At 65.8% G+C, this 23150-nt stretch carries 16 protein-coding genes; 6 read left to right on the top strand and 10 right to left on the bottom strand.

Annotation, left to right across the window (positions count from 1 at the left end):
- The first annotated feature begins 2 nt into the window (after positions 1-2).
- Entirely contained in the window at positions 3-1499 is a 1497-nt protein-coding gene (gene xylB / locus OMP44_RS04900; protein WP_280306833.1) for a xylulokinase, read from the top strand.
- Between the two features lie 159 nt (positions 1500-1658).
- Here xylB and ybaK read toward each other — a convergent pair whose 3' ends face one another.
- On the bottom strand, positions 1659-2129 hold the full coding sequence (ybaK, locus tag OMP44_RS04895) for a Cys-tRNA(Pro) deacylase (RefSeq protein ID WP_187978783.1): 471 nt from the start codon (positions 2127-2129) through the stop codon (positions 1659-1661).
- Positions 2126-3190 (bottom strand): diguanylate cyclase, encoded by a 1065-nt coding sequence (locus OMP44_RS04890; protein WP_187978782.1) that lies wholly within the window; start codon positions 3188-3190, stop codon positions 2126-2128. The genes ybaK and OMP44_RS04890 overlap by 4 nt, the downstream gene beginning before the upstream one ends.
- A gap of 223 nt (positions 3191-3413) precedes the next feature.
- Here OMP44_RS04890 and OMP44_RS04885 point away from each other — a divergent pair, with 223 nt between their 5' ends.
- The gene (locus OMP44_RS04885; protein ID WP_133859703.1) at positions 3414-3851 is read left to right on the top strand and encodes an HPF/RaiA family ribosome-associated protein; all 438 of its coding nucleotides are present in this window, start codon (positions 3414-3416) and stop codon (positions 3849-3851) included.
- A gap of 81 nt (positions 3852-3932) precedes the next feature.
- Positions 3933-4991, top strand: a complete 1059-nt coding sequence (locus OMP44_RS04880) for an oxidoreductase (RefSeq protein ID WP_133859704.1) — start codon at positions 3933-3935, stop codon at positions 4989-4991.
- Here OMP44_RS04880 and OMP44_RS04875 read toward each other — a convergent pair.
- Together OMP44_RS04875 and rlmKL are read right to left on the bottom strand one after the other, a co-directional pair.
- Positions 4985-6019: an acyltransferase family protein gene (locus OMP44_RS04875; protein WP_280306832.1), complete on the bottom strand. Its 1035-nt coding sequence runs from the start codon at positions 6017-6019 to the stop codon at positions 4985-4987. The genes OMP44_RS04880 and OMP44_RS04875 overlap by 7 nt on opposite strands.
- Positions 6020-6186: 167 nt before the next feature.
- Positions 6187-8358: a bifunctional 23S rRNA (guanine(2069)-N(7))-methyltransferase RlmK/23S rRNA (guanine(2445)-N(2))-methyltransferase RlmL gene (gene rlmKL, locus OMP44_RS04870; protein ID WP_133859706.1), complete on the bottom strand. Its 2172-nt coding sequence runs from the start codon at positions 8356-8358 to the stop codon at positions 6187-6189.
- 317 nt (positions 8359-8675) lie between these two features.
- Here rlmKL and rmf point away from each other — a divergent pair, with 317 nt between their 5' ends.
- Positions 8676-8891, top strand: coding sequence for a ribosome modulation factor (gene rmf, locus OMP44_RS04865; protein ID WP_059232223.1), 216 nt, complete (start codon positions 8676-8678; stop codon positions 8889-8891).
- A 117-nt stretch (positions 8892-9008) separates the two neighbouring features.
- Here rmf and OMP44_RS04860 read toward each other — a convergent pair whose 3' ends face one another.
- The gene (locus OMP44_RS04860; protein WP_133859707.1) at positions 9009-10028 is read right to left on the bottom strand and encodes a quinone-dependent dihydroorotate dehydrogenase; all 1020 of its coding nucleotides are present in this window, start codon (positions 10026-10028) and stop codon (positions 9009-9011) included.
- 185 nt (positions 10029-10213) lie between these two features.
- Between OMP44_RS04860 and OMP44_RS04855 the strand changes: the two genes are divergently transcribed.
- On the top strand, positions 10214-11089 hold the full coding sequence (locus OMP44_RS04855) for a DUF6685 family protein (protein ID WP_280306828.1): 876 nt from the start codon (positions 10214-10216) through the stop codon (positions 11087-11089).
- Between the two features lie 9 nt (positions 11090-11098).
- Here the strand turns inward: OMP44_RS04855 and OMP44_RS04850 are convergent, their stop codons facing one another.
- The 4 genes from OMP44_RS04850 to OMP44_RS04835 form a co-directional block, all read right to left on the bottom strand.
- Positions 11099-11668, bottom strand: a complete 570-nt coding sequence (locus OMP44_RS04850; protein WP_187978777.1) for a biliverdin-producing heme oxygenase — start codon at positions 11666-11668, stop codon at positions 11099-11101.
- A 27-nt stretch (positions 11669-11695) separates the two neighbouring features.
- Positions 11696-14107, bottom strand: a complete 2412-nt coding sequence (locus tag OMP44_RS04845; protein ID WP_133859709.1) for a response regulator — start codon at positions 14105-14107, stop codon at positions 11696-11698.
- Between the two features lie 99 nt (positions 14108-14206).
- The gene (locus OMP44_RS04840) at positions 14207-14668 is read right to left on the bottom strand and encodes a response regulator (RefSeq protein WP_133859710.1); all 462 of its coding nucleotides are present in this window, start codon (positions 14666-14668) and stop codon (positions 14207-14209) included.
- A gap of 8 nt (positions 14669-14676) precedes the next feature.
- The gene (locus tag OMP44_RS04835; protein WP_187978775.1) at positions 14677-16926 is read right to left on the bottom strand and encodes an ATP-binding protein; all 2250 of its coding nucleotides are present in this window, start codon (positions 16924-16926) and stop codon (positions 14677-14679) included.
- Positions 16927-17141: 215 nt separating this feature from the next.
- On the opposite strand from OMP44_RS04835, the gene OMP44_RS04830 reads away from it, so the two are divergent.
- Positions 17142-18167, top strand: coding sequence for an alpha/beta fold hydrolase (locus OMP44_RS04830; protein ID WP_187978774.1), 1026 nt, complete (start codon positions 17142-17144; stop codon positions 18165-18167).
- Positions 18168-18273: 106 nt separating this feature from the next.
- Here OMP44_RS04830 and OMP44_RS04825 read toward each other — a convergent pair whose 3' ends face one another.
- Positions 18274-23121 carry an NAD-glutamate dehydrogenase gene (locus OMP44_RS04825; RefSeq protein WP_280306824.1) on the bottom strand — a complete coding sequence of 1616 codons (4848 nt, stop codon included), beginning with the start codon at positions 23119-23121 and terminating at the stop codon, positions 18274-18276.
- Between the last annotated feature and the right edge of the window lie 29 nt (positions 23122-23150).

Raw genomic sequence — 23150 nt, 5'->3', positions numbered from 1 at the left:
GCATGAAGTTTCTCGGGATCGACTGCGGCACCCAGGGCACCAAGGCGGTGATCCTGGATGTCGAGCGCGGGGTGGTACTGGGCGAAGGCAGTGCGCCGCACCCCTTGACCGAGGCCGCCAACGGCCGCCGCGAGCAGAATCCGGCGGACTGGATCCGGGCGCTGGTGGCGGCCACCCGCGCCGCCCTGGCGCAGGCCGGCAGCGATGGGCAGGACATCCTCGGCGTCGGCGTCTCCGGCCAGCAGCATGGTCTGGTACTGCTCGACGACAGCGGCAAGGTCCTGCGTCCGGCCAAGCTCTGGTGCGACACCGAATCCACCCCGGAAAACCAGCGGCTGCTGGACCACCTGGGCGGGGCGGAGGGCTCCATCGAGCGCCTGGGCCTGGCCATCGCGCCGGGCTACACCGTATCCAAACTGCTCTGGACCAAGGAACAGCACCCGGAGGTGTTCGACCAGATCGACCAGGTGCTGCTGCCCCACGATTACCTGAACTTCTGGCTGACCGGCCGCGCCGTGGCCGAATACGGCGACGCCTCGGGCACCGGCTATTTCAATGTGCGCACGCGCCAGTACGACCTGGAGTTGCTGCGCCATATCGACCCCAGTGGTCGCCTGGAGCGCGCCCTGCCGGAGTTGATCGAAGCCGACCAGCCAGTCGGGCGGCTGCGACCGGAGGTCGCCAGCCAACTGGGCATCAACGCCCAGGCGCTGGTCTCCAGCGGTGGCGGCGACAACATGATGGGCGCCCTGGGCACCGGCAACAGCCGCGCCGGCCAGATCACCCTGAGCCTGGGCACCTCGGGCACCCTCTATGGGTACTCCGACGAACCTCGCATCAGCGAGCATCCTGCCGTGGCAGGCTTCTGCTCGTCCAACGGCGGCTGGCTGCCGCTGATCTGCACCATGAACCTGACCAATGCCAGCGGCCAGATCCGCGAGTTGCTCGGCCTGGATCTCGCCGAATTCACCCGTCTGGTGGCGGAGTCGCCCATCGGCGCGGAGGGGGTGCTGATGCTGCCCTTCCTCAATGGCGAACGGGTGCCGGCGCTGCCGACCGCCACCGCCAGCCTGCATGGCCTCACCGCCACCAACCTCACCCGCGCCAACCTGTGCCGGGCGGTGGTCGAGGGAGTGAGCTTCGCCCTGAGATACGGCTTCGACCTGCTGCGTGACCAGGGCATGCCCGGCGATACCCTGAGACTGATCGGCGGCGGCGCCAGGAGTCCGGTCTGGCGCCAGCTGATCGCCGATCTGATGAACACCCCGGTGGTCTGCCCGATCCACGGCGAAGCCGCGGCCCTGGGTGGCGCGCTGCAGGCCGCCTGGTGCTGGAGTCGCGAACAGGGGCATCCGGAATCGCTCGACAGCCTCACCGAGCGCTGCGTGCATCTGGACCCGGCCAGCCGTGCCGAACCGGATCCCGCACGGGTCGCCGAGTACGAAGCGGCCTACCAGCGCTACCGGCAGCAGCTGCGTGAGAGCTACGGAATAGCCTAGCGGGCGGAGGGGGTGGAAAACGCCAGGCGGTTTTCACCCTACTGGAGGTCGGCAACCAACCCGTCGCAGGGTGGACAACGGCGCAGCCTTGTCCACCACCAGCCCGAGCGCGCGTGGAAAACACTACGCGGTTTTCCACCCTACCCGAAAGACAGGCGCTCAGGCCTTGCCGATCGGCACGAAGGGCGCATCCAGCAAGCGGGCGAGGTCCGTAGGTGCCAGGGCCACTTCCAGCCCCCGGCGTCCGGCGCTGACATGGATGCCCGGCAACTCCGCCGCGGACTTGTCGATGAAGGTACGCAGTCGCTTCTTCTGCCCCAGCGGACTGATACCGCCGACCAGGTAACCGGTGCTGCGCTGGGCCTGGTCGGGCTTGGCCATCTCCAGCTTCTTGACGCCGGCCGCCTGGGCCAGGGCCTTGAGATCCAGGGTTCCGGCGACCGGCACGATGGCCACCAGCAACTCCTGCTTCTCGCTCGCCGCCAACAGGGTCTTGAACACCGTTTCCGGCGCCAGGCCAAGCTTTTCGACGGCTTCCAGGCCGTAGGAGGCGGCCTTGGGATCATGGTGGTAGCTCAGCACCTCGTGGGGCACCTGGGCTTTCTTGAGCAACTCTATCGCCGGGGTCATGCCAGCACTCCTTGGGGATCGGCCACCTCAGCCCGCCCGCGGCCCTGCGCCTTGGCCCGGTAGAGGGCGAAGTCGGCGGCCTGCAGCCAGTGGGCAACGTCATCGTAGGCCCGGTCGAATCCGGCGACGCCGCAGCTCATGCCGACGCGGACGTTCTGACGATCGCCGGGGCCGCCCGCCTGCATCTCGTGCAACCGCTCCTGCAGCCGTCGAATCAGGTCCAGGGCCCGTTCGGGCGAGGTGTCGGGCAAGAGGATACCGAATTCATCGCCACCAAAACGACCGGCCAGGTCGCTGGTGCGGATGGTCCGGGCCAGCAGGCCGGAAAATTGCCGCAGCATCTCGTCCCCGGCCTGATGACCGAAGCGATCGTTGACCAGCTTGAAGTTGTCCAGGTCGATCATCACCAGGCTGGCCGTGGCGCCACTGCGCTTGCAGCGGGCGAATTCGCGCTGCAGCAGCTGATCCCAGTGGGTGCGGTTATGCAGGCCGGTCATGCCATCCTGCTTGCTGATCAGCTCCAGCTCCTGCTGGCGCCGCGACAGCTGCCGCGCCAGGCGAAAGCTCACCAGGCCCAGGGCCCAGGGATAGGCGACGATCATCGGCAGGCAGGCATAGATCTGCGCGGTGGAGGTCTCGAGGGCGACCGGATGGCGCAGCACCACCAGGCCGACCAGGATGCCCGCCAGCTGCGCGAGCAGACCCCGGCGCCAGAACGCCAGGCCCCCGGCGCCGAGCATGTTCATACCGGTCATGGCGAGCAGGGTCACGCTGGGCAGGAGATTGAAGCCCATGCTCGCCGCCCAGAAGCCGGCCGAGCCGCAATCCAGCAGCAGATTGCCCAGCTCGGCGCGATAGGGATCGCGCGCGCGGACGGCGCGCCAGTAGGCGAGCGGCGACCAGCACAGCGCATTGGCCAGCAGCAGCAGCCATAGGCCGATGGACACCGGCTGGGTAAGCTGCACCGAGACGATGCAACTGAGGCTGAGCAACAGACCTATCGCACGGGGTAGCCAGAGCCGCCGGGCAAAACTGCGGCCACGGGTGAGCACATCTGGCATTGACAATCCCCACTGCGACGGACGATGAGAGGTCGCGCATTATCAGTGGATAAGGGCAAAACGCCAGCGACCCGCGACTTGAGCGTCGTTTTTCGAAAGTTGCGACGCGCCTCAACACTGCCAGAAGGAAACATCGGGTGACACGCACAACGGACGAACAGCCTTGAACCTCGGCCTGACCGGCCTCATCCAATGGTCAGGCCCGTCAAAAAGAGGAAGCCGCATGCAAGTCCAAGTCAACAGTGATCACAACATCGAAAGCAGTGCCGGTTTGCAGAATTGGGTGGCGTCCGTGGTGGAAGACCGCCTGGATCGCTTCGACGAACTCCTGACCCGTGTCGAGGTGCACCTCAACGACGAAAACGCCGGCAAATCGGGTGCTCAGGACAAGCGGTGCCAAATGGAGGCCCGTATCAAGGGGCACCAGCCGCTCTCGGTAACTCACAAGGCCGATTCCCTCGACCTGGCAGTGGAAGGTGCAGCGGACAAGCTGCTGCGAGCCATTACCCACCTGTCCGGCAAACTGGAGAAAAAGCGTCTTTCCAGCGGCGAACTCAATGACCCCCTGGCCCTGGAGGACTCCGAGGAGTTCAAGGACTCCCTGCGGCAGGACGAATTCCTCGAAAGAGAGCAACTGGCTCACGATCACGAGTTGAAATAGGGCAACCTCTGGTTTCCGCGTTCAACCGAGGCCGCTCCCTAAGCGGCCTCGCTCTTTTTCACCCCGGCACAAGGATGCCTCATGCCCTCCCCCTTTCGCGTCGCCCTGATCGGTTACGGCTTCGTCGGTCAGACCTTCCATGGTCCCCTGCTGGGGTCGATTCCCGGTCTCAGCCTGGAGCTGGTGGCCTCACGGGATGCCGCGCGCGTACAGGCCGACCTGCCCAAGGTGCGCGTCACTGCGGACTACCTGGCCGCGGTGCAGGATCCGGCCATCGACCTGGTGGTGATCGCCTCACCCAACCAGACCCATGCGCCCCTCGCCAGCGCCGCCCTGGCCGCCGGCAAGCACGTGGTGGTCGACAAGCCCTTTACCGTTACCCTCGCCGAAGCCAGGCAACTGGCCGCGGAAGCCGAACAGGCCGGCCGGTTGCTGTCGGTGTTCCAGAATCGCCGCTGGGACAGTGATTTTCTAGGGCTGCAGGCGGTACTCGCCAGTGGCGCCCTGGGTGAGCTGACCAGCCTGGAATCGCGCATCGAGCGCTTTCGTCCCGAGGTACGCACGCGCTGGCGCGAAGCGGCACTCCCCGGCAGTGGCCTCTGGTTCGACCTCGGCCCCCACCTGCTGGATCAGGCGCTCTGCCTGTTCGGCCTGCCCGAGCGCCTGCAGGCGCAGCTGGTGCGGCAGCGCGCCGGCGCCCTCACCGACGACTGGTTCCAGGTGCAACTGGACTACGGCACCCGTCAAGTGACCCTGAGAGCCGGGATGCTGGCCGCAGGCGGTGTGCCGCGCTTTCTCGCCCAGGGTACTGCGGGCAGCTGGATCAAGCAGGGAGCGGATTGCCAGGAAGACGCGCTCAAGGCCGGCGTGCGCCCCGGTGGTCCAGACTGGGGCCAGGATCCGGATTCCGGCTGGCTCATCACCGGCGATGGCGAACGCCAGGCGTTGCCGACGCCGGCGGGCGATCACCGTCGCTACTACCTCGCCCTGGTCGAGGCCCTCGCCGGGCGCGCCGCCAATCCCGTCCCTCCGGCCCAGGCCTGCGCGCTGATGGCCCTGCTGGAAGCCGCCCAGCGCTCCTCGGCGGAAGGTCGGGCCCTGCTGCCCGAACTCACCGCCGCCGAACGCGCGTCCTACTGACCGGTCACCCACTGCGGACGCCGTCCCGCCAGGCGTTCGCCCAGCTGGCGCAGGGTGCGGGAGAGGCGTCGCTCGATCCATTCGTAACTCCCCCAGGCCAGCAGCAGGATCACCGGCAGACAGACCGCCAGGGTCTGGTAGGGGCTGAAACCCCACTGCTGGTGCAGCCAGTAGTCGCCCAGCCAGAGCACGATGACGTGCACCAGATAGACCGAATAGGACCAGTCCCCCAGCGCCTTGCACAGGCGCGAGCCGGCGAACCAGGGCTCGAGGATCACGCAGGCGCCCACCAGGACCGCACTGGGCACGCCCCAGGTCAGCAGGCGCCAGGGATGGTCGGCCGGAAAGGCCACCAGGCAGGTCAGGGCCGCCAGGGCCGCCGCCAGCGCCAGCGGCCGGGGTCCGCGCAGGGCGCCGCGGCGATAGAGCGCGGCCAGGCTCACGCCCAGCAGGAATTCGAAGATGATCGGATTGCGATAGAAGCTGCTGACAAAGGACTCGCGAGCCAGCACCAGGCTGACCAGGATCACCAGCAGGCTGACCACGCCGATGCGCCAGCGCTCGGCCACGCCAAAGGACAGGGCGAACAGCAGGTAGAACAGCATCTCGAAGTTGAGCGTCCAGCCCACCGGCAGGATCGGATAATGGCCGAAGCCCGCGGGGTTCTCGCTGGGAATGAAGAACAGCGAGAGCAGCAATTCACGGGCGGCGACGCCATAGATGGGCATCACGTCGCTGGCCAGATAGAGGATCAGCGCCGTCACCGCGGTGTACAGCCAATAGGCCGGGACGATACGGGCGATGCGGTGCCAGAGGAAGGTGCTGCGCCTGAGCGATCGGCCGGCGGTGGACAGGTAGATCACGAAGCCACTGAGCACGAAGAAGATATCGACCCCGACCTGTCCCCGGGTGGAGAGCAGATGACCGCCGAGGCTGTCGGCGTGGAAGTCGAAGAACACCTGCATGAAGTGATGAAAGACCACCAGCCAGGCGGCCAGGGCCCTGAGAGCCTGCAGTGAAACCAGCATTGTAGAACCTTTCCCTCCTCGTCCCGCCAGGCACGACCCAGCGCCGCGCCGTCATTGTGGACGGCATGGCGGGGTCGGGTGTTCCCGGGAAAAGGCTGGATTGCGCCGGATCACAGGCTGAACGGCTCGATGCCCGACCCGTTCAGCGGCAGTTCAGGCGGCGGACCTCATTGCAGGCTGAACCGCCAGGCGCGATGGATCTTGGGATTGCGCGCGAAGTCCGGATCCAGGGTGCTGGCGCTGATCTCTTCGACGCGATAACGCTCGGCGAGGCCTGCGTCCAACTCGAACTTGCGGAAGTTGTTGGAGAAGTACAGCACGCCATTGCGACTCAGGTGGGCCATGGCCGAGTCGATCAGGGCGACGTGATCGCGCTGGACGTCGAACACCCCTTCCAGACGCTTGGAGTTGGAGAAGGTCGGCGGATCGACGAAGATCAGATCATATTCGCCACGATCGTTTTCCAGCCAGTGCAGCACATCACCCTGCTCCAGGCGATGCCGCTCGGAGAAGCCGTTGAGGGCCAGGTTGCGCCGGGCCCAGTCCAGGTAGGTTCGCGACAGGTCGACGCTGGTGGTGCTGCGCGCCCCGCCTACTGCGGCCTGCACCGTGGCGGCACCGGTGTAGCAGAACAGGTTGAGGAATCTCTTGCCCTGGGCTTCCTGGCGCAGCCGCAGGCGCAGCGGACGGTGATCGAGGAACAGACCGGTATCCAGGTAATCGGTGAGATTGACCAGCAGCTTGGCACCCGCTTCTTCCACCTGCAGGAACTCACCCTGGGCGGCCTGGCGTTCGTACTGCTTGGTACCACTCTGTCGCTCGCGCCGCTTGACCACCACCATTGACGGATCGATGTCCAGCGCCTGGGGAATGGCCGCCAGGGCATCGAGCAGACGGGCCTGGGCCTTGTCCGGATCGATGGAGCGTGGCGGCGCGTATTCCTGCACGTGCACCCGATCGCCATAGAGATCCACCGCCACCGCATACTCGGGCATGTCGGCGTCATAGAGGCGATAGCACTGCACGCCCTGATTACGCGCCCACTTGCCGAGCTGCTTGAGATTCTTTTGCAGGCGATTGGCGAACATCTGTCCGCCTTCGCTGAGCTTGGCCGGCTCGGCCGCCTGGTCGGTGGTCGAACGCTCGCCGTTGCGGCTGCCAGTGACGAACTGACGGGTCTCGACCTCGAACATCAGCAGCTTGCAGGGCAAGGCGCCGTTCCAGAAGGCGTATTGCTTGTGGCTGCGTATGCCCATGCGCTTGCCCAGCTCGGGCGCGCCGGTGAAGACCCCCGCGCGCCAGCCAAGGCAGGCCTGACGCAGCCGCTCGCCGAGATTCTGATAGAGGTACAGCAGGCTGGCTTCATCGCCCAGGCGCTCGCCATAGGGCGGGTTGCAGATCACCAGGCCGGTCTGGCCCTTGTCCGGCCGCGGCTCGAAGCTGGCGACCTCGCCCTGGTAGACCTTGATCCACTCGGACAGCCCGGCCCGCTCGATGTTGTTGCGCGCCGGCTGGATCAGTCGCGGATCGGCTTCGTAGCCACGGATCCAGGTCGGCGCCTTGGCCAGACCCGCAGCGGCGCGGGCTTCAGCCTCCTGATGCAGCTGCTGCCAGAGCGCGGGCACGTGGCCCAGCCAGGCGGAGAAGCCCCAGCGCTCGCGGCGCAGGTTGGGGGCGATGTCCGCCGCCATCAGGCCGGCCTCGACCAGGAAGGTACCTACCCCGCACATGGGGTCGGCCAGCGCGCCGCCGGCCGCGGCCAGGGCCGGCCAGCCGGCGCGGATCAGCACCGCGGCCGCGAGGTTTTCCTTGAGCGGCGCGGCGCCCTGCTGCAGGCGATAACCACGCTGGTGCAGACTCTGACCGGAAAGATCCAGCGAGAGGATGGCCTGGCCGCGCTCCAGGTGCAGGTGGACGCGCAGATCCGGAGCGATCTTGTCCACCGTGGGCCGCTGCCCGGTGCGCTCGCGCAGGCGATCGACGATGGCGTCCTTGACCTTGAGGGCACCGAAATGGGTGTTGTCGATGCCGGCGCCCTGGCCACTGAAGCCCACCGCCAGGGTACCGTCGGGGGCCAGGTGTTCTTCCCATTCCACACCGTGCACGCCCAGGTACAGGCCCTGGGGATCTTCCACCGGGAAACGGGCGAGCACCAGCAGCACCCGGTTGGCCAGGCGCGACCAGAGGCACAGGCGGTAGGCGTCCGCGAGACTCGCCTCGCCGCGCACCGCCGCGGTCTGGCTGCGGGCTTCCTGCAGGCCGAGGCCCTGGGCCTCTTCCAGCAGCAGGGTCTCGAGCCCCTTGGGACAGGTGAGGATGAGTTGTTGCATCGCGGACATCGTTGAATCCATAGGTTAGCGCGAGGAGCTTTCTGCCTTTGGTCGGATTGACCGCCAAGGACAGCTCCTCGCGAGAAGGTTTGACTGCGTCTCAACAAGCCGCAGTGACGGCATTCCAGCGGCGGTTTATCGCCATTTCATTTCGATTTGATTACGGCTTATAGCGAAAAGGTCGTTCCCAGCCGGAGCCCCTTTGGTTAGTAATTGACCACCCGCAGCGCGAAGGTGCGGGGCGGATGTCAGGACGCCGGCTCTGGCATCCAGGCCTGCAACGGGCCATGGACAATCTGCAAGTCAACCTACGAGGGCACTACCCTATGAGAAGACTCAAGCGTGATCCAATGGAACGAGCTTTCCAGCGTGGTTATCAGCACGGCATTGTGGGCAAATCGCGGGACCTCTGCCCCTTCACCCAGGACGCCGTCCGGCAGGCCTGGCTCAATGGCTGGCGTGAGGGCCGTAGCGACCAATGGGACGGCTACGTAGGCACCGCCGGTCTTCAACGCATGAATCAACTTCAAGCCGCAGGCTAATTCGATTTCACTAGCGGAAGCCCCGGGCTTCCACAGCGTTCTGGCTTCTTTCCAGTCAGATCCTCTCCCGGGATCAGGGACCCGGTCCCACGGGGGCTCCCAGCGAGCCCCCTCCCCTCAAGGGCGCGCCGCGGCGATCGCATCCACGGCTTCCCGGATCAACGCCGGTCCGCGATAGATGAAGCCGCTGTAGAGCTGCACCAGACTGGCGCCCGCCGCGATCTTTTCTGCCGCATCTTCCCCGGACAGGATCCCACCCGCCGCGATGATCGGCAGTCGACCACCCAGCTCAGCGGCCAGCACCCGTACCACATGGGTACTCTTCTCCCGCACCGGAGCACCTGACAAGCCACCGGCCTCGGCGGCATAGGGCAGATTCTCCACCCCTTCCCGGCCCAACGTGGTGTTGGTGGCGATGATGGCGTCCATCCCGGCCTCGCGAATCGCCTGGGCGGTCAGCACGATCTCTGCATCGGTCAGGTCCGGGGCGATCTTGATGGCGATGGGCACCCGCCGGCCGTGCCGGACCGCCAGGTCTTCCTGACGCTGGCGCAGGGCTTCCAGCAGGCTCTTGAGCGCATCGCCGAATTGCAGGCTGCGCAGGCCGGGCGTGTTGGGCGAGCTCACGTTCACCGTGATGTAGCTGGCGTGGGCATAGACCCGCTCCAGACCGATCAGGTAGTCGTCCACCGCCCGTTCCACCGGGGTACTGGCGTTCTTGCCGATGTTGATCCCCAGTACGCCCTGGAAGCGGGCAGCCTTGACCCGCTCGATCAGGACATCCACGCCCGCATTATTGAAACCCATGCGGTTGATGATGGCGTCGGCCTGCTCAAGGCGGAACAGCCGCGGCTTGGGATTGCCCGGCTGCGGCCGTGGCGTCACGGTACCGATCTCGATGAAGCCGAAGCCCAGACCGGCAAAGCCGTCGATGGCGGCGCCGTTCTTGTCGAGTCCGGCGGCCAGACCCACCGGATTGGGAAACTCCAGACCCATGACCTGCACCGGCAGCCGGCCCGGCCGCCGACCGAGGCCCGTCAGGCCCAGCCGACCCGCGGCGCCGATCAGGTCCAACGCCAGATCATGCGATCCTTCGGGAGACATTTTGAAAAGCAGAGGACGGAGCGCGTCGTACATGGCGGACTCACAGGCAATTCGGAAAGCGCGCATTATACAGGCTTGCCACCCGCCATACGTCGCTCGCCCCGGACTCGAACGGTCACTCGCACAAAAGATCCTACCTTTCAGGAATCATTTGACGATAACGCTGTCTGTCCCACGCTAGAATCGGTCGTGCAGTTCCTATCCGCCCCGGAGACCTCATGAGCAACAGTGCCAACCTCCTGGGCAGCCCCTGGTCTTCACTGGCCTTGCATCTGCATCCCTCGCTGGCCAGTCGCCGCATTCAGCGTTGCCTGGAACGCCTGGCCGATGCCTTTCTCCCCCTGCCCGCGCCCAGCGCCAGTCTTTGGTGGGATGAAGGCCACCCCCTGCATCTGCTCCTTGGCCTGCCACGCGCCGCCCTGTCCGGTCCGACCCAGGAAATCAAGAGTCGCGCCCATGCCCTGCTCAGCCAGCTGGTGATCGCCGATACCCAGCAGGTCGCCGCCCTGGACCTGCGCGCCATCGAAGGCCTCTGCCAGCGGCTGGGCGACAGCGCCTCTGACTCCGCGGTGCAACTGGAAGAACTGGCCGCCCTGCCTGCGGCTCGCGAGCAGGTCCGGATCATCGGCTATCGGGATTTCCAGGCGGCGCTCTATCGCACCCTGCCGAATCTCTCTGCGGAGCAGCCCTTGCGCCTGCGCCAGGCCAGTTGGCGAGGTACGCGGCTGTTCCTGGAAAACGAGGCGGCCACCACCCTCGCTCTTGCCAGCATCATCGCCTACGCCCGCATCCGCGGTATCGCCGTGGAAGTGCCGGCGCAGATCCAGTGCCTGAGCCTGGATCAGGCGGCCATCAACCGCCTGCAGGAGGCCTTCGCGGTCTATGCCCTGCCCAATGCGGTCTGGAATCACCCGGACTTCGTCCAGGTGCTGCTGGGGTTGAAGCTCGACTATGCCCGCCTGCCGCTGCCCGCACCTGACCAGGATCTGGAGTGGTTGTTGCTACCCAATGAAGTGGCGACCACCCGCGTCCTCGCCGAGATTCTCGAACGCCTGGGTGCCGCCGAGGTGATCGGCTATCTGCAGGCGTTCTAGGCAAGCGTCTCAGCCGGCAGCGACCGCAGGCGCGTGACGCTGCCCCGCCGCCAGGAACACCTCGAAGGCCAGGCGCTGACCGGCCAGCATCGCCGGATGCAACTGCGCGTCGCTGCCCGCCTCGTCCAGTCGCTGCAGGAATCCCGGCCAGGCACCGGTGGGCGGCACATGTCCCAGATAGGCCCGGGCGTCGCGCACCGCTTCATCCGGACTCTCGCCGGCATGACGATCCAGCAGTCGCGAGCCCAATCGGGAACCCTCCAGCACATAGGCCACCCCCCAGCATTCCCCTTCGTCGAGCAGGCGCTCGAGGACGACGGGTTCGGGCCTGTCGGCGGCCAGACGCTGCAGATCCTCCGCCAGCACCCCGCGGCGGCGACGCTCTGCCCAGTCGGGCAACAGCCGCTGGATGCCGGAGCGCTCCAGCAACTCTTCGAGGCCGATCAGGGCCTGGGCATGGGCCTGGAGAAAGGCGGTGTAATGGGGTCGCGTCTGCAATGCATAGCGGCCAAAGGTGGCATCGACCTGCTGGTGCAGGGCACCGCCCTCGGCACGCAACATTTCACGGATGGTGGACACGCAAATACCTCGTAGTGACCGCGGTTTTCAGAGCGGCGAAGGCTGGGGCTTCTCGCCACGCAGGGCGGCCTGCAGCCGTGCGGCCAGATCCGCCTCGCGAAAGGGCTTGGGCACGATGAATGACTGTTCGGGATCGAGTTCGCCCAGTTCGGCGTAGCCGGTGATGAAGACCACCGGCAACTGCGGCAACCGCTTGCGCACCTGGCGAGCCAGCTCGGCACCATTCATGCCGGGCATGGCGAAATCGGCCAGCAGCAGATCGATCTGCGGATCGCGCTCCAGGGCGCTCAGGGCGGCGAAGCCGTTGCTGGCCTCTACCACCTGATAGCCGAGATCCGCCAGCAGCGCGGCGGTCACGTTGCGCACCGCATGATCATCGTCGACCAGCAGGATGCGTCGCTCGGCGGCCTGTTCGTCCCGCCCCGGGGTCGGTAACCCGACCGGATCCACGGCATCTTCCGCCTCGGTACGCGGCAGATAGACCAGCACCGTGGTGCCGCTGCCCATCTGCGTCTCGATGCGCACGCCACCACCGGACTGCTTGGCGAAGCCGAACACCTGGGCCAGGCCCAGACCGGAGCCCTTGCCCACCTCCTTGGTGGTGAAGAAGGGTTCGAAGGCCTTGGCCAGCACCTCTTCGCTCATGCCGGTGCCGGAATCCTGCACCGCCAGCAGCACGTACTCGCCCGGCTCGGGTTCTTCCGGGCGCTGGGGTGGCTCGCTGATGGTCTGGTTGGAGGTGCTCAGCCGCAGGGTGCCGCCGACCGCCATGGCATCCCGGGCATTGATCGCCAGATTGAGGATGATGAGTTCGATCTGGGTCGGGTCGACCAGGGCATGCCAGCAATCGGCGCGCAGGTGGGTCTCGATCCAGACGCTGCCACCCATGGTGCTGCGCAGCAGTTCGAGCATGCCTTCGACGGTTTCGTTGAGCTTGACCGGCTTGGGCGCCAGACGCTGACGGCGGGAGAAGGCCAGCAGCTGGGCGGTGAGCTTGGCGCCCCGCTCGCCCGCTTCGCGGATGTTCTGCACCCGCCCCTGGGTCTTGTCGCTCGCTTCGAGGCGCGTCAGATCCCGCTCGAGGAAGCTGGCACTGCTGAGCACCACGGTGAGCAGGTTGTTGAAGTCATGGGCCACGCCGGCGGTGAGCTGACCCACGGCCTCCAGGCGCTGCATCTGCTGCAGGGTGTCTTCCACCCGCTCGCGCTCGTCGATCTGCTCACGCAACTGGCGATTCGCCGCGGCCAGTTCTTCCATCGCCAGGACCTCCGAGGAGATGTCCCGTCCGGAGCAATAGGTCATGCCGGCATCCGGCACCGCCGTCCAGGAAATCCAGCGATAGCTGCCGTCGCGGTGGCGGATACGATTGACGAAACGCTGACTGGTTGCACCGGTGGCCAGCTGCTTGAGTTCGTTGTCGGTGATGAAGCGCTCGTCGGGATGCACCAGCGCCAGCAGCGAGGAATCGAGCAGCTCCACCCGCGACCAGCCCAGATTTTCTTCCCAGGCCGGGTTGAGCGCTACCAGGGTACCGTCGGGTTTGCACACCAGCAGCAGATCGCGGGTGAGATCCCAGGTCCGATCGCGCTCGCGGGTACGCTCCTCGACGCGCTCGCCGAGACTGACATTGAGTCGTTCGAGTTTCTCCGCGGCGTCGCGCTGCTGGGTGATGTCGAGCATCACGCCAAGGAAGCGGGTGCAGACGCCGGCATCGAAGAAGGGCTGGCCGCGGGTCTCGACCCAGCGTTGGGCGCCATCATCGAGGCGGATGCGGTATTCGCTGCGGTAGTCGTCGTCGCGCTCGTCGGCGCCCGCCTGGCGGACCGTATCGAGAAAGCGTTCGAGGCCATCGCTGCCGCACAGGCGGGCGAACACCTCAAGATCGACCACCGCATCGGCCGGCAGGCCGAACATGGCCTTGCAGCGCTCGTCCCAGACCAGCGTACGGCTGGCCGGCAGATACTCCCACATGCCCAGCCGGGAGGCGTCCATGGCCAGGCGGGACCGGACTTCCAGGCTGTGCAGGGCCTCTTCGGCGCGGCGCCGCTCGCGGCGCTCGTGCACCACCAGCAGTGCCCGCTCGACCGCCTTGGCCAAGAGCTCCATGCTCTGCTTGAGCACATAGTCGTTGGCGCCCAGGCGCATCATCTCCACCGCGTGCACTTCACCGAAGATGCCCGAGACGAAGATGAAGGGGGTTTCCGGCGTCAGCGCCCGCGCCACGCGCAGGGCCTCGGCACCGGAGAAGCCCGGCAGGATGATGTCGGAGAGAATGATGTCGTAGGTCTGCTGGCTCAGCGCCAGAGTCAGACCGGTACGTTCATAGACGATCTTGGATTGCAGCTCGAAGCCGTGCCTTTCCAGCTCGATCAGGATCAGCTCGGCATCGAGCTTGCTGTCCTCTACCAGCAGGATCTTGATCTGTTTCGAGAGCGGCATAAACGGACGTCGGCCTTGAATCTGTTCACTCAGGGAAGCCGGATCGCGCATATCGGCCGGTCGCGGATGACTGGATGCGGATGCACTGATCTTCACTCGCTAGCGGCCAATGCGCCTGGTGACACGACGCGATCCTGGCGGCGGCTCATTGAGCACGGCCCAGAATACGCCGAGGTCGCTGATCGCGGCGACGAAATCACGAAACTCGACCGGCTTGACCACGTAGGCGTTCACGCCCAGCTCGTAGGCCTTCTCCAGATCCGGCTCTTCCCGTGATGAAGTCAGCATGACCACGGGAATACTGCACAGCTCAGGCGTCCGACGAATCAGTTCGAGCACTTCCAGGCCATCGACCTTGGGCAGTTTGAGATCCAACAGCATCACGGCGGGATTGCCCGGCTCGCGATCGGCATGGGGTTCGCGCCTGAGCAGATAATTGACCGCTTCGGCACCGTCACGCAGGACCACGACATCGTTGGCCAGCTGGCTGCGCTCCAGAGCCACCAAGGTGAGCTCCAGATCGTGCGGATTGTCTTCGACCAGCACAATGGGTTTGAGCATGAACAGAACTACCTTTTGTGTACCGGGGACGGACGTTGTTTGGGAAGGGCGAAAAAGAAGGTAGCGCCCTCGCCGATGGCACCCTCGGCCCAGACCCGACCGTCATGACGCTCGATGATGCGTCTGACACTGGCCAGACCGATGCCGACCCCTTCGAATTCATCGGCATGGTGCAGGCGTTGGAAGACGCCGAACAGCTTGCCGACATAGTCCATGTTGAAACCGACACCGTTGTCCCGAACAAAGATGATGTCCTCGGAATCGCTCGGCAAGGTGCCGATCTCGATCACCGCCGGTTCTTCGTAGCGACTGTATTTGATGGCATTGGCCAGCAGGTTGCGCAAGGCGAGATGGACGAAGGCGGCATCGGCGATGACGACAGGCAGGGGGCCGATGTGCCACTCCACCTGCCGCTCGGCATAGTCCGGGGCCATCTCTTCGCGAATGGCTTCCACCAGGGCGGTCAGATTGACGTCGGAATAGCGGATCGCCGCCCGCCCCATCTGCGAAAAGCTCAGCAAGTTGTCGACCAGGCTGCCGGCGAAGCGCGCCGACGACCCGATGTTTTCCAGGAAGCGCCGCCCCCGGTCCGACAGCTTGCCGCCTTCGATGTCGCCCAGCAGCTCGGCGTAGCCGGCGATGTGGCGCAGCGGCGCACGCAGGTCGTGGGACACGCTGTAGGAGAAGGCCGCCAGTTCCTTGTTGCTGCGTTGCAGCTCCTCGGCCAGCTCGGCCATCTCCTCGGCCTTGCGCAGGACGATCCCGCGCACCGCATTGCGCAATTCGATGGCGCTTTCCAGCTCGAGCGGCGACCAGGGTAGCGACAGGCCGCGGACCGTCTCCTGCCAGAGCACGAAACTCTGTCGGGGCGACAGGCGTCCGTCGCTGCCTTCCTGCTTGGCTGGCCGCCCGGCCCAGTTGACCACCTGCACCAGCTCGCTGCGAAACCAGATCAGATAGTGGGAATGCAATTCGGAAATGGGTACGGCAAGCACCCCGGCCGCATACTGGGCCAGCTGTGGCAGCGCGGCGATGTCCTTGGCCAGGTTGTCGGTGACGTAGTGATCCTTGACGTTGACCGACAACCACTCGACCAGGCTATCCACCACGTCGCGCGGCGGCGCCTGGCCGATCAGCTCGGTGCCATCGGAGGAAATGATGGCGGCGCCCTGTGCCCGGGCGAAATCCAGATAGACCTGGGGCAGCTCCAGCAGTCCCTGGCAGACGCTGTCGCGGTCGGCCATGGTCGAGAGCATCTGCACCATGGCTTGACGCAGCGCCAGCCGACGATCGGATTCCGCGTGGGTCTCGGCGGCATCGATCTGCAGCGACAGCACCCGACCGAACAGCTCGCAGGCGGTCCGCGTCTGGAAGGATACCCGCTGCGGCTGGCGATCGTGGCAGAGCACCAGACCCCAGAGACGGCCGCCGACCACGATGGAAACCGACATGGAGGCCAGGGTGCCCATGTTTCTCATGTACTGCAGGTGCACCGGCGACACGCTGCGCAGTTGCGCGAAGCTGAGGTCGAGCGGCTGGCCGGTCAGCGGATTGGTCTGCGGCTGCAGCGGCGACGGCTGGTAGTAGGCGTTGCCGATCACCCGGATGCGGTTGGCCAGGTACAGGCGGCGGGCCTGGGCCGGGATGTCCGAGGCGGGAAATCTCAGCCCCAGATAGCTGGGTACGCCGGGATCGCACTCCTCGGCCAGCACCTGTCCGTGACCTTCTTCGTCGAAGCGATAGATCATGGTGTGGTCGAAGCCGGAGATGCGCTTGGCTTCGCGCACCGCGAGCGTGGCGATGGCATCCACGGTTTCGGCCTGGTGCAGTTGTTCGATGAACACCCGCACCATGGGATAGAGGGTATTGAGGCCGAGCCGGCTGTCCACCGGCGCCTCGAATTCGACGATCAGCACCCCACCGAAGCGATGCATGAACAGCGCGAAGGTCTGCCGCTGCGGCCCCAGGGTGACGTCGCCCTGATAGATGGGATTCTGCTCTTCCTGGGTCAGGGCCCCGAGCATGGCCGGCAGATCGCACCCCGGCAGCAATTCGCCAAGCGTGCGACCCAGTACATCCTCCACGGCGACGCCAAGGTACTCGCGCACGTTGGCGCTGGCCTGGACAATGCGCAGATCCGGCTCTTCCACGGCGAACAGGAAGCCATGTTCCTGGATACTGCCGGGAATGTGGATCGGCTCATTGGCACAATCGGCCAGAGCGTCGGGCTGCGTCTTGGAAGGTGACTCGAGCGCCAAACCGGGAACCTCGTGTGATCGGGAAGAAGCGCAGGGAAAGCGGTGCGCCGAATTGGAAACAAAGGTCATCCAGACTATCAGACCCGGGGCGGGAGGCGAAGCGAAACGGCCCGCAGCCCGGACACCCGCAGCAAGGCCGACAGGGTTCGAGGCGCGATCCGGAATCTTCTCCACCGGCGTCCGGTCGGAACTGGTTTAGCCCCAGGATCCTGCCCATGTCCCTGCGCCTCGCCCTCCCCCTGGCCGCCCTGCTGCTGAGTCCGCTCAGCCAGGCGGCGCCCGTCTATGGCGAACGTCTCGAAGGCTTCGCCTACGACTACCCGGTCAGGACCTTCAGCTTCGACTCCCAGCGACAGCCTCTGGAAATGGCCTATCTCGACGTCGCGCCGAGCGGAAAACCGAACGGGCGGACCCTGGTCCTGCTGCACGGCAAGAACTTCTGCGCCGGTACCTGGGCGCAAAGCATCCAGGTGCTGAGCGCTGCCGGCTATCGGATCGTGGCGCCGGACCAGATCGGCTTCTGCAAGTCGAGCAAACCGGCGCACTATCAATACAGCTTCCAGCAACTGGCCGCCAACACCCGCGCCCTGCTCGACCACTTGGGCGTCGCCCGGGCGACCCTCATCGGTCATTCGACCGGCGGCATGCTCGCGACCCGCTACGCCCTCCTCTATCCCGAGGCCACCGAGCAGCTGGTATTGGTCAATCCCATCGGCCTGGAAGACTGGAAGGCGCTGGGCGTGCCCTATCGCAGCGTCGACCAGTGGTATGCCCGGGAGCTCAAGACCTCGGCCGCCGCCATCCGCGACTACGAGCGCAGCACCTATTACGCCGGCCAATGGTCTCCCGCCTACGATCGCTGGGTGGACATGCTCGCGGGCCTCAACGAGGGACCGGGCAAGGAGCGGGTGGCGTGGAACTCCGCCCTGATCTACGACATGATCTACAGCCAGCCGGTGGTCTACGAATTCGAGCGGCTGCGCATGCCGACCCTGCTGCTGATCGGCCAGCGCGATACCACCGCCATCGGCAAGGATGCGGCGCCGGCCGCCCTCAAGGCGCAGCTGGGCCACTATCCCGAACTGGGCAAGGCGGCGGCGCAGCGCATTCCCCAGGCGACCCTGGTGGAATTCCCGGACCTGGGCCATGCGCCGCAGATGCAGGCACCGGAACGCTTTCACCAGGCGCTCCTGCAAGGGCTGAGCGCCCTCAAGGCACCCTCGACCCAGCCGAAACCCTGAGCTGATCCAGGCACAAAGAAGGCGGCGTTCCTAGGGGCACGCCGCCTTTTTTGTCGCTCTAGCGGATCAGGGCAGCCGCGCCAACCGCTCGCGCCTGCCCGTCACCTCAGACACTGCTGCTGGCGAGATCCGCCAATTCACGACTGGCGACGCTGTACATCGCATAGTCCTGACCGCTGGCATTGCGCAGATCCACCAGCAGACCGCGCCAGCGTTCCACCGCCGCCCGGTGACGCTCCAGCCATAGCGACAGCCGGGCTTCCGGATCGCTGGGCGCCTCGCTCAAGTTGAGCATGCCGATGGTGATGGTGCGTTGCTGGAGATCCACCTCGTCGCGGAAGGCCTCGCGGGCCAGGGCCTGCCAGGCATTGGCGACCGGCAACTGGTTGAGCTGCTGCTGATACCAGGCCAGATCCAGCACATCACCCGCGGCGAACCAGGTGGCCGCCACTTCCAGCGGATCCTGGGCGGTGACCTCTGCGGCCTGGATCACCGGCAACAGGGTATAGATGTGGTTGGTCCCGGCGACGACCCGTGCCAGCAGTTCAGGCACGCCCGCCTCGGTGTAGGCGCGGAAGCGCTCTTCCCAGTCCTGGCGCGGTTCGCCCTGCAGCAGCTCGTCCAGCCGTACGCCCAGCGCGGCGATGCGTGGCCCGAAGAAGGCCGCCACGGCGCCCGCGTCCAGGCCACTGCGATGGCTGCGCAGGAACCAGCGGGTCGCCCGCCGCCCCAGGCGCATCAGCTCGCTCATCAGGCGCAACTGCAATTCGGCCGGCACCTGATGATCCAGGGCCTCCACCTGACGCCACCAATGCGGCAGGTGCAGCACATCGCGCATCACCACATAGGCGCGGGCGACATCGGCCGCGCTCATGCCGGTGGACTCGCACAGGCGCTGCACGAAGGTAATGCCCATGTGGTTGATCAGGTCATTGGCGATCTGGTTGGCAACGATCTCGCGCTTGAGGCGGTGGCGTGCCATTGCCTCAGGGAATTGCTCGGTCAGGCGCTGCGGGAAGGCGCCCTGCATGTCCCGAGCGAGGTATTCGTCGTCCGGCATCGAAGAGGCCAGCAACTGTTCCTTGAGGTCGATCTTGCTGTAGGAAATCAGCACCGACAGCTCGGAACGGGTCAACCCCTGCCCCTTGGCGGCGCGCTCGGCAAGCACCTCGTCGCTGGGCAGGAATTCCAGCGTACGATCCAGCTTGCCGCGACCCTCGAGATCCACGATCAGCCGCTGGTATTCGGCCAGGTGGGTCCGCGCCCGATATTCCGCCAGGGACAGGGCCCCGGTCTGCATGTAGTTGTTGGCGACCACCAGCTCGCCGACCTCGTCGGTCATCTCGCCCATCAGCGTGTTGCGCTGCTTGACGGTCATGTCGCCGGCGGAGACCACGTCGCCCAGCAGGATCTTGATGTTGACCTCGTGGTCGGAGCAGTCCACGCCACCGGCGTTGTCGATGAAGTCGGTGTTGCAGGCGCCGCCGTGCAGGCCGAATTCCACCCGTGCCAGCTGGCTCATGCCCAGGTTGCCACCCTCGCCGATCACCTTGGCGCGCAGGTCGCAGCCGTCCACGCGCAGACCGTCGTTGGCCTTGTCGCCGATATCGGCATGGGTTTCGAAGCTGGCCTTCACGTAGGTGCCGATGCCGCCGTTCCAGATCAGATCGACCGGTGCCTTGAGCAGCGCGTTGATCAGCTCGTTGGGCGTCAGGTGATCGGCCTGCAGATCGAAGCGCGCCTTCATCTCGGGGCTGATGGCAATGCGCTTGGCACTGCGCGGGAAGATGCCGCCGCCCTGGGAGATCAGGCTGGTGTCATAGTCGGTCCAGCTCGAACGTGGCAGGTTGAACAGCCGCTCGCGCTCGACATAGCTGCGTTCGGCATCCGGATTGGGATCGGTGAAGATGTGCAGGTGGTTGAAGGCCGCCACCAGCTCCAGGCTGCGCGAACGCAGCAGACCGTTGCCGAAGACGTCGCCGGCCATGTCGCCGATGCCCACCACGGTGACCGGATCGGTCTGCACATCGATGCCGCGCTCACGGAAGTGGCGCTGCACGCTGACCCAGGCGCCCCGTGAGGTGATGCCCATCTTCTTGTGGTCATAGCCCGCCGAGCCACCGGAGGCGAAGGCGTCGTCGAGCCAGAAACCGTAGTCCTGGGCGATACCGTTGGCGATGTCGGAGAAGGTCGCGGTGCCCTTGTCGGCCGCCACCACCAGGTAGGGATCGTCGCCGTCGTAGCGCACCACCGCAGCCGGCGGGACCACCTCGCCATCCTTGAGGTTGTCGGTGATGTCCAGCAGGCCACTGATGAAGATGCGGTAGCAGGCGATGGCTTCGGCCTGGATATCGTCACGGGAGCCACCGGTCGGCAGACGCCGCGGCACGAAGCCGCCCTTGGCACCCACGGGGACGATCACCGAGTTCTTGACCTGCTGCGCCTTGACCAGGCCCAGCACCTCGGTGCGGTAGTCTTCCTCGCGATCCGACCAGCGCAAGCCGCCGCGGGCGACGTTGCCGAATCTCAGGTGCACCCCTTCCACGCGCGGGCTGTAGACGAAGATCTCGTAGCGCGGCACCGGGCGCGGCAGCTCGGGAATGGCCTTGGGATCGAGCTTGAAGCTGAAGTAGGCCTTGGGCTTGCCGGCGGCGTCGGTCTGGAACACGTTGGTTCTCAGGGTCGCCTTGATCAGGTCCAGATAGCGCCGCAGGATGCGGTCTTCGTTGAGCACCGCCACATCGTCGAGGGCGCTGAGGATGGCCTGCTCCAGACGCTGCTGCTTGTCGTCCAGGTCCTCGCTGGTCATGCGCCGTGCCAGGTAGAACTTCATGCGGAACAGCCGCACCAGCTCCCGGGCGATGTCGACGTGGGCATTGAGGGTGGCGGCGATGTAGCCGATGTCGAAGCCGATGCGGATCTGCTTGAGATAGCGCGCATAGGCACGCAGCACCGCGACGTCCCGCCAGGGCAGCCCGGCAGTCAGTACCAGGCGGTTGAAGCTGTCGTTTTCCGCCTGGCCGTCCACCACCTGGACGAAGGCGTCCTGGAAGGTGTCGTTGAGTTGCTGCAGGTCCAGCTCCAGGCCGGCCACGGTGGTGAAGGCGAAATCGTGGATCCAGTAGCGGCGGCCATTGCGATGACGCAGCTCGTAGGGGAATTCGCCGAGCACGCGCAGACCGAGATTTTCCAGGATCGGCAAGACGTCCGACAGCGCCAGGGGCGTATCGGCGTGGTAGAGCTTGCAGTGCAGGATGTTGTCGCCGGTCTGGGTCAGCGGCTGGTAGAAGCCCATGGCCAGACGGCGATCGTCCTTCAGGTCCAGCAGGTGACGCATGTCCACCACGGCCAGGTGTGGCGCGAAGCGCTCGCGATAGCCGGCCGGGAAGCCCAGCGGATAGTCGGCCAGGATGGAAGTGCCCTGGGCTTCGCCGAAGCTGTCCACCATCAGGCTGGCGAAGTCGTCCTTCCAGCTGCGACAGGCCTGCACCATCTCCTGCTCCAGGCGCGCCGGATCGACGTCCTGCGGCTGCAGCGGATCGACCCTCAGGATGAACTGCACCCGCGCCAGCACGGATTCGGAGAAGAAGGTCCAGAATTCGCAGTCAGTGCCATGCAGGCGATCCATGAGGATCTGCTGCATGCGCTGGCGCACTTCGGTGGAGTAGATGTCGCGCGGCACATAGGCCAGGCAGTAAAAGAACTGACCATAGGGATCGCGGCGCAGGAAGACGCGGACCTTGCTGCGTTCCTGGATCTGCACGATGGCCATGGCCGTGCTGAACAGATCGTCCACCGGGGTCTGGAACAGATCGTCCCGCGGCAGGCCTTCGAGGACCTGGGCCAGTTCCTTGCCGAGGTGGGCGCTGCTGTCGAAGTCGGCGCGGCGACGCACCTCGTCGACCTTGCGGCGGATATAGGGAATCTCCCGCACGCTGTCGTTGTAGACGCTGGAGGTATAGAGGCCCATGAAGCGGTGCTCGCGCACCACCCGGCCGCTGGCATCCACCTCGCGCAGGGAAACGAAATCGAGATAGGCCGGGCGATGCACCCGGCTCGGGTCGGCCGCCTTGGCGAAGGACAGCAGCACCGGCTCGCGCAGATAGCGCAGCGGATCACCGGACAGGGTGATCTCGGCGGTCTCGGGCCGGCCACGCAGGCGGCGCGACAGCCCCAGCAGGGAATCAGGCACATAGCGCTGAATCGCCGTCTCGCCATCGCCTTCGACAGTGAATTCCTCGTAGCCGAGGAAGGTGAATCTGTCGTTGCGCAGCCAGTCGAGGAAGGCCTTCACCTCGGCCAGTTCACCCTCCTCCACACCGGCCGGACGCCGATCCAGCCAGGTCAGCAGATCGGCGACCTTGGCCTTCATGGCCGCGAAGTCACCAACGGTCAACCGGACCTCGCCGAGAATCTCCTGCAGCGCCGCCTCCAGGGTGCGCAACTCGGTGGCGGCCGCACAGCGGTCGATCTCGAGGAACATCAGGGCTTCGCGGGTGACCCCTTCGCCCTGCTGGCCCTTGGGCAGCAACTCGAGCAGGCGACCCTGGGCATCCCGGCGCACGCTGAGGACACTGTTCTGCAAGGTATGGACGCTATAGCCCTGGCGGTTGAGCTCCATCCGCACCGAATCCACCAGGAAAGGGGAATCGGCGTGCAGCACCTCGACCACGGTGTGGCTCGATTGCCAGCCGTGCCGCTCGTAATCCGGATTGAAGACCTGCACCCGCGGCTCGGCCGGATCGAAGACGTCCAGCAGGCGCCAGGCCGACAGCACGCAGCCGACCAGATCGGACAGCCGACGCTGGGTGAGTTCTTCCAGCGGGACGATGCCGAAGAACTGGGCGGTGAAGCGATCCAGTTGTTCGAGGGTATCCCCTTCGACATGGGCCGCGAGGGCATTCTTGAGTTGTTGTTGGAAATCCGCTTGGCTGGCAGCGGTGAAAAACGCCATAACCGTACTCCGTCCTGAAGGTGCTGTGG

The sequence above is a fragment of the Pseudomonas flavocrustae genome (genome assembly GCF_029872515.1).
Taxonomy (GTDB): Bacteria; Pseudomonadota; Gammaproteobacteria; order Pseudomonadales; family Pseudomonadaceae; genus Chryseomonas; species Chryseomonas aestiva.
The sequence above is the reverse complement of the archived record's forward strand: the minus strand, read 5'-3'. Positions and strand labels throughout refer to the sequence as shown.

What these genes read in the sequence shown, in the direction of transcription:
- ybaK (WP_187978783.1), bottom strand. Translation starts at nt 2,129, where the DNA reads ATGACCCCGGCGATAGAGTTGCTCAAGAAAGCCCAGGTGCCCCACGAG.
- OMP44_RS04875 (WP_280306832.1), bottom strand. Translation starts at nt 6,019, where the DNA reads ATGCTGGTTTCACTGCAGGCTCTCAGGGCCCTGGCCGCCTGGCTGGTG.
- rlmKL (WP_133859706.1), bottom strand. Translation starts at nt 8,358, where the DNA reads ATGTCCGCGATGCAACAACTCATCCTCACCTGTCCCAAGGGGCTCGAG.
- OMP44_RS04860 (WP_133859707.1), bottom strand. Translation starts at nt 10,028, where the DNA reads ATGTACGACGCGCTCCGTCCTCTGCTTTTCAAAATGTCTCCCGAAGGA.
- OMP44_RS04840 (WP_133859710.1), bottom strand. Translation starts at nt 14,668, where the DNA reads ATGCTCAAACCCATTGTGCTGGTCGAAGACAATCCGCACGATCTGGAG.
- OMP44_RS04880 (WP_133859704.1), top strand. Translation starts at nt 3,933, where the DNA reads ATGCCCTCCCCCTTTCGCGTCGCCCTGATCGGTTACGGCTTCGTCGGT.
- OMP44_RS04890 (WP_187978782.1), bottom strand. Translation starts at nt 3,190, where the DNA reads ATGCCAGATGTGCTCACCCGTGGCCGCAGTTTTGCCCGGCGGCTCTGG.
- OMP44_RS04825 (WP_280306824.1), bottom strand. Translation starts at nt 23,121, where the DNA reads ATGGCGTTTTTCACCGCTGCCAGCCAAGCGGATTTCCAACAACAACTC.
- rmf (WP_059232223.1), top strand. Translation starts at nt 8,676, where the DNA reads ATGAGAAGACTCAAGCGTGATCCAATGGAACGAGCTTTCCAGCGTGGT.
- OMP44_RS04845 (WP_133859709.1), bottom strand. Translation starts at nt 14,107, where the DNA reads ATGCCGCTCTCGAAACAGATCAAGATCCTGCTGGTAGAGGACAGCAAG.
- OMP44_RS04885 (WP_133859703.1), top strand. Translation starts at nt 3,414, where the DNA reads ATGCAAGTCCAAGTCAACAGTGATCACAACATCGAAAGCAGTGCCGGT.
- OMP44_RS04830 (WP_187978774.1), top strand. Translation starts at nt 17,142, where the DNA reads ATGTCCCTGCGCCTCGCCCTCCCCCTGGCCGCCCTGCTGCTGAGTCCG.
- xylB (WP_280306833.1), top strand. Translation starts at nt 3, where the DNA reads ATGAAGTTTCTCGGGATCGACTGCGGCACCCAGGGCACCAAGGCGGTG.
- OMP44_RS04855 (WP_280306828.1), top strand. Translation starts at nt 10,214, where the DNA reads ATGAGCAACAGTGCCAACCTCCTGGGCAGCCCCTGGTCTTCACTGGCC.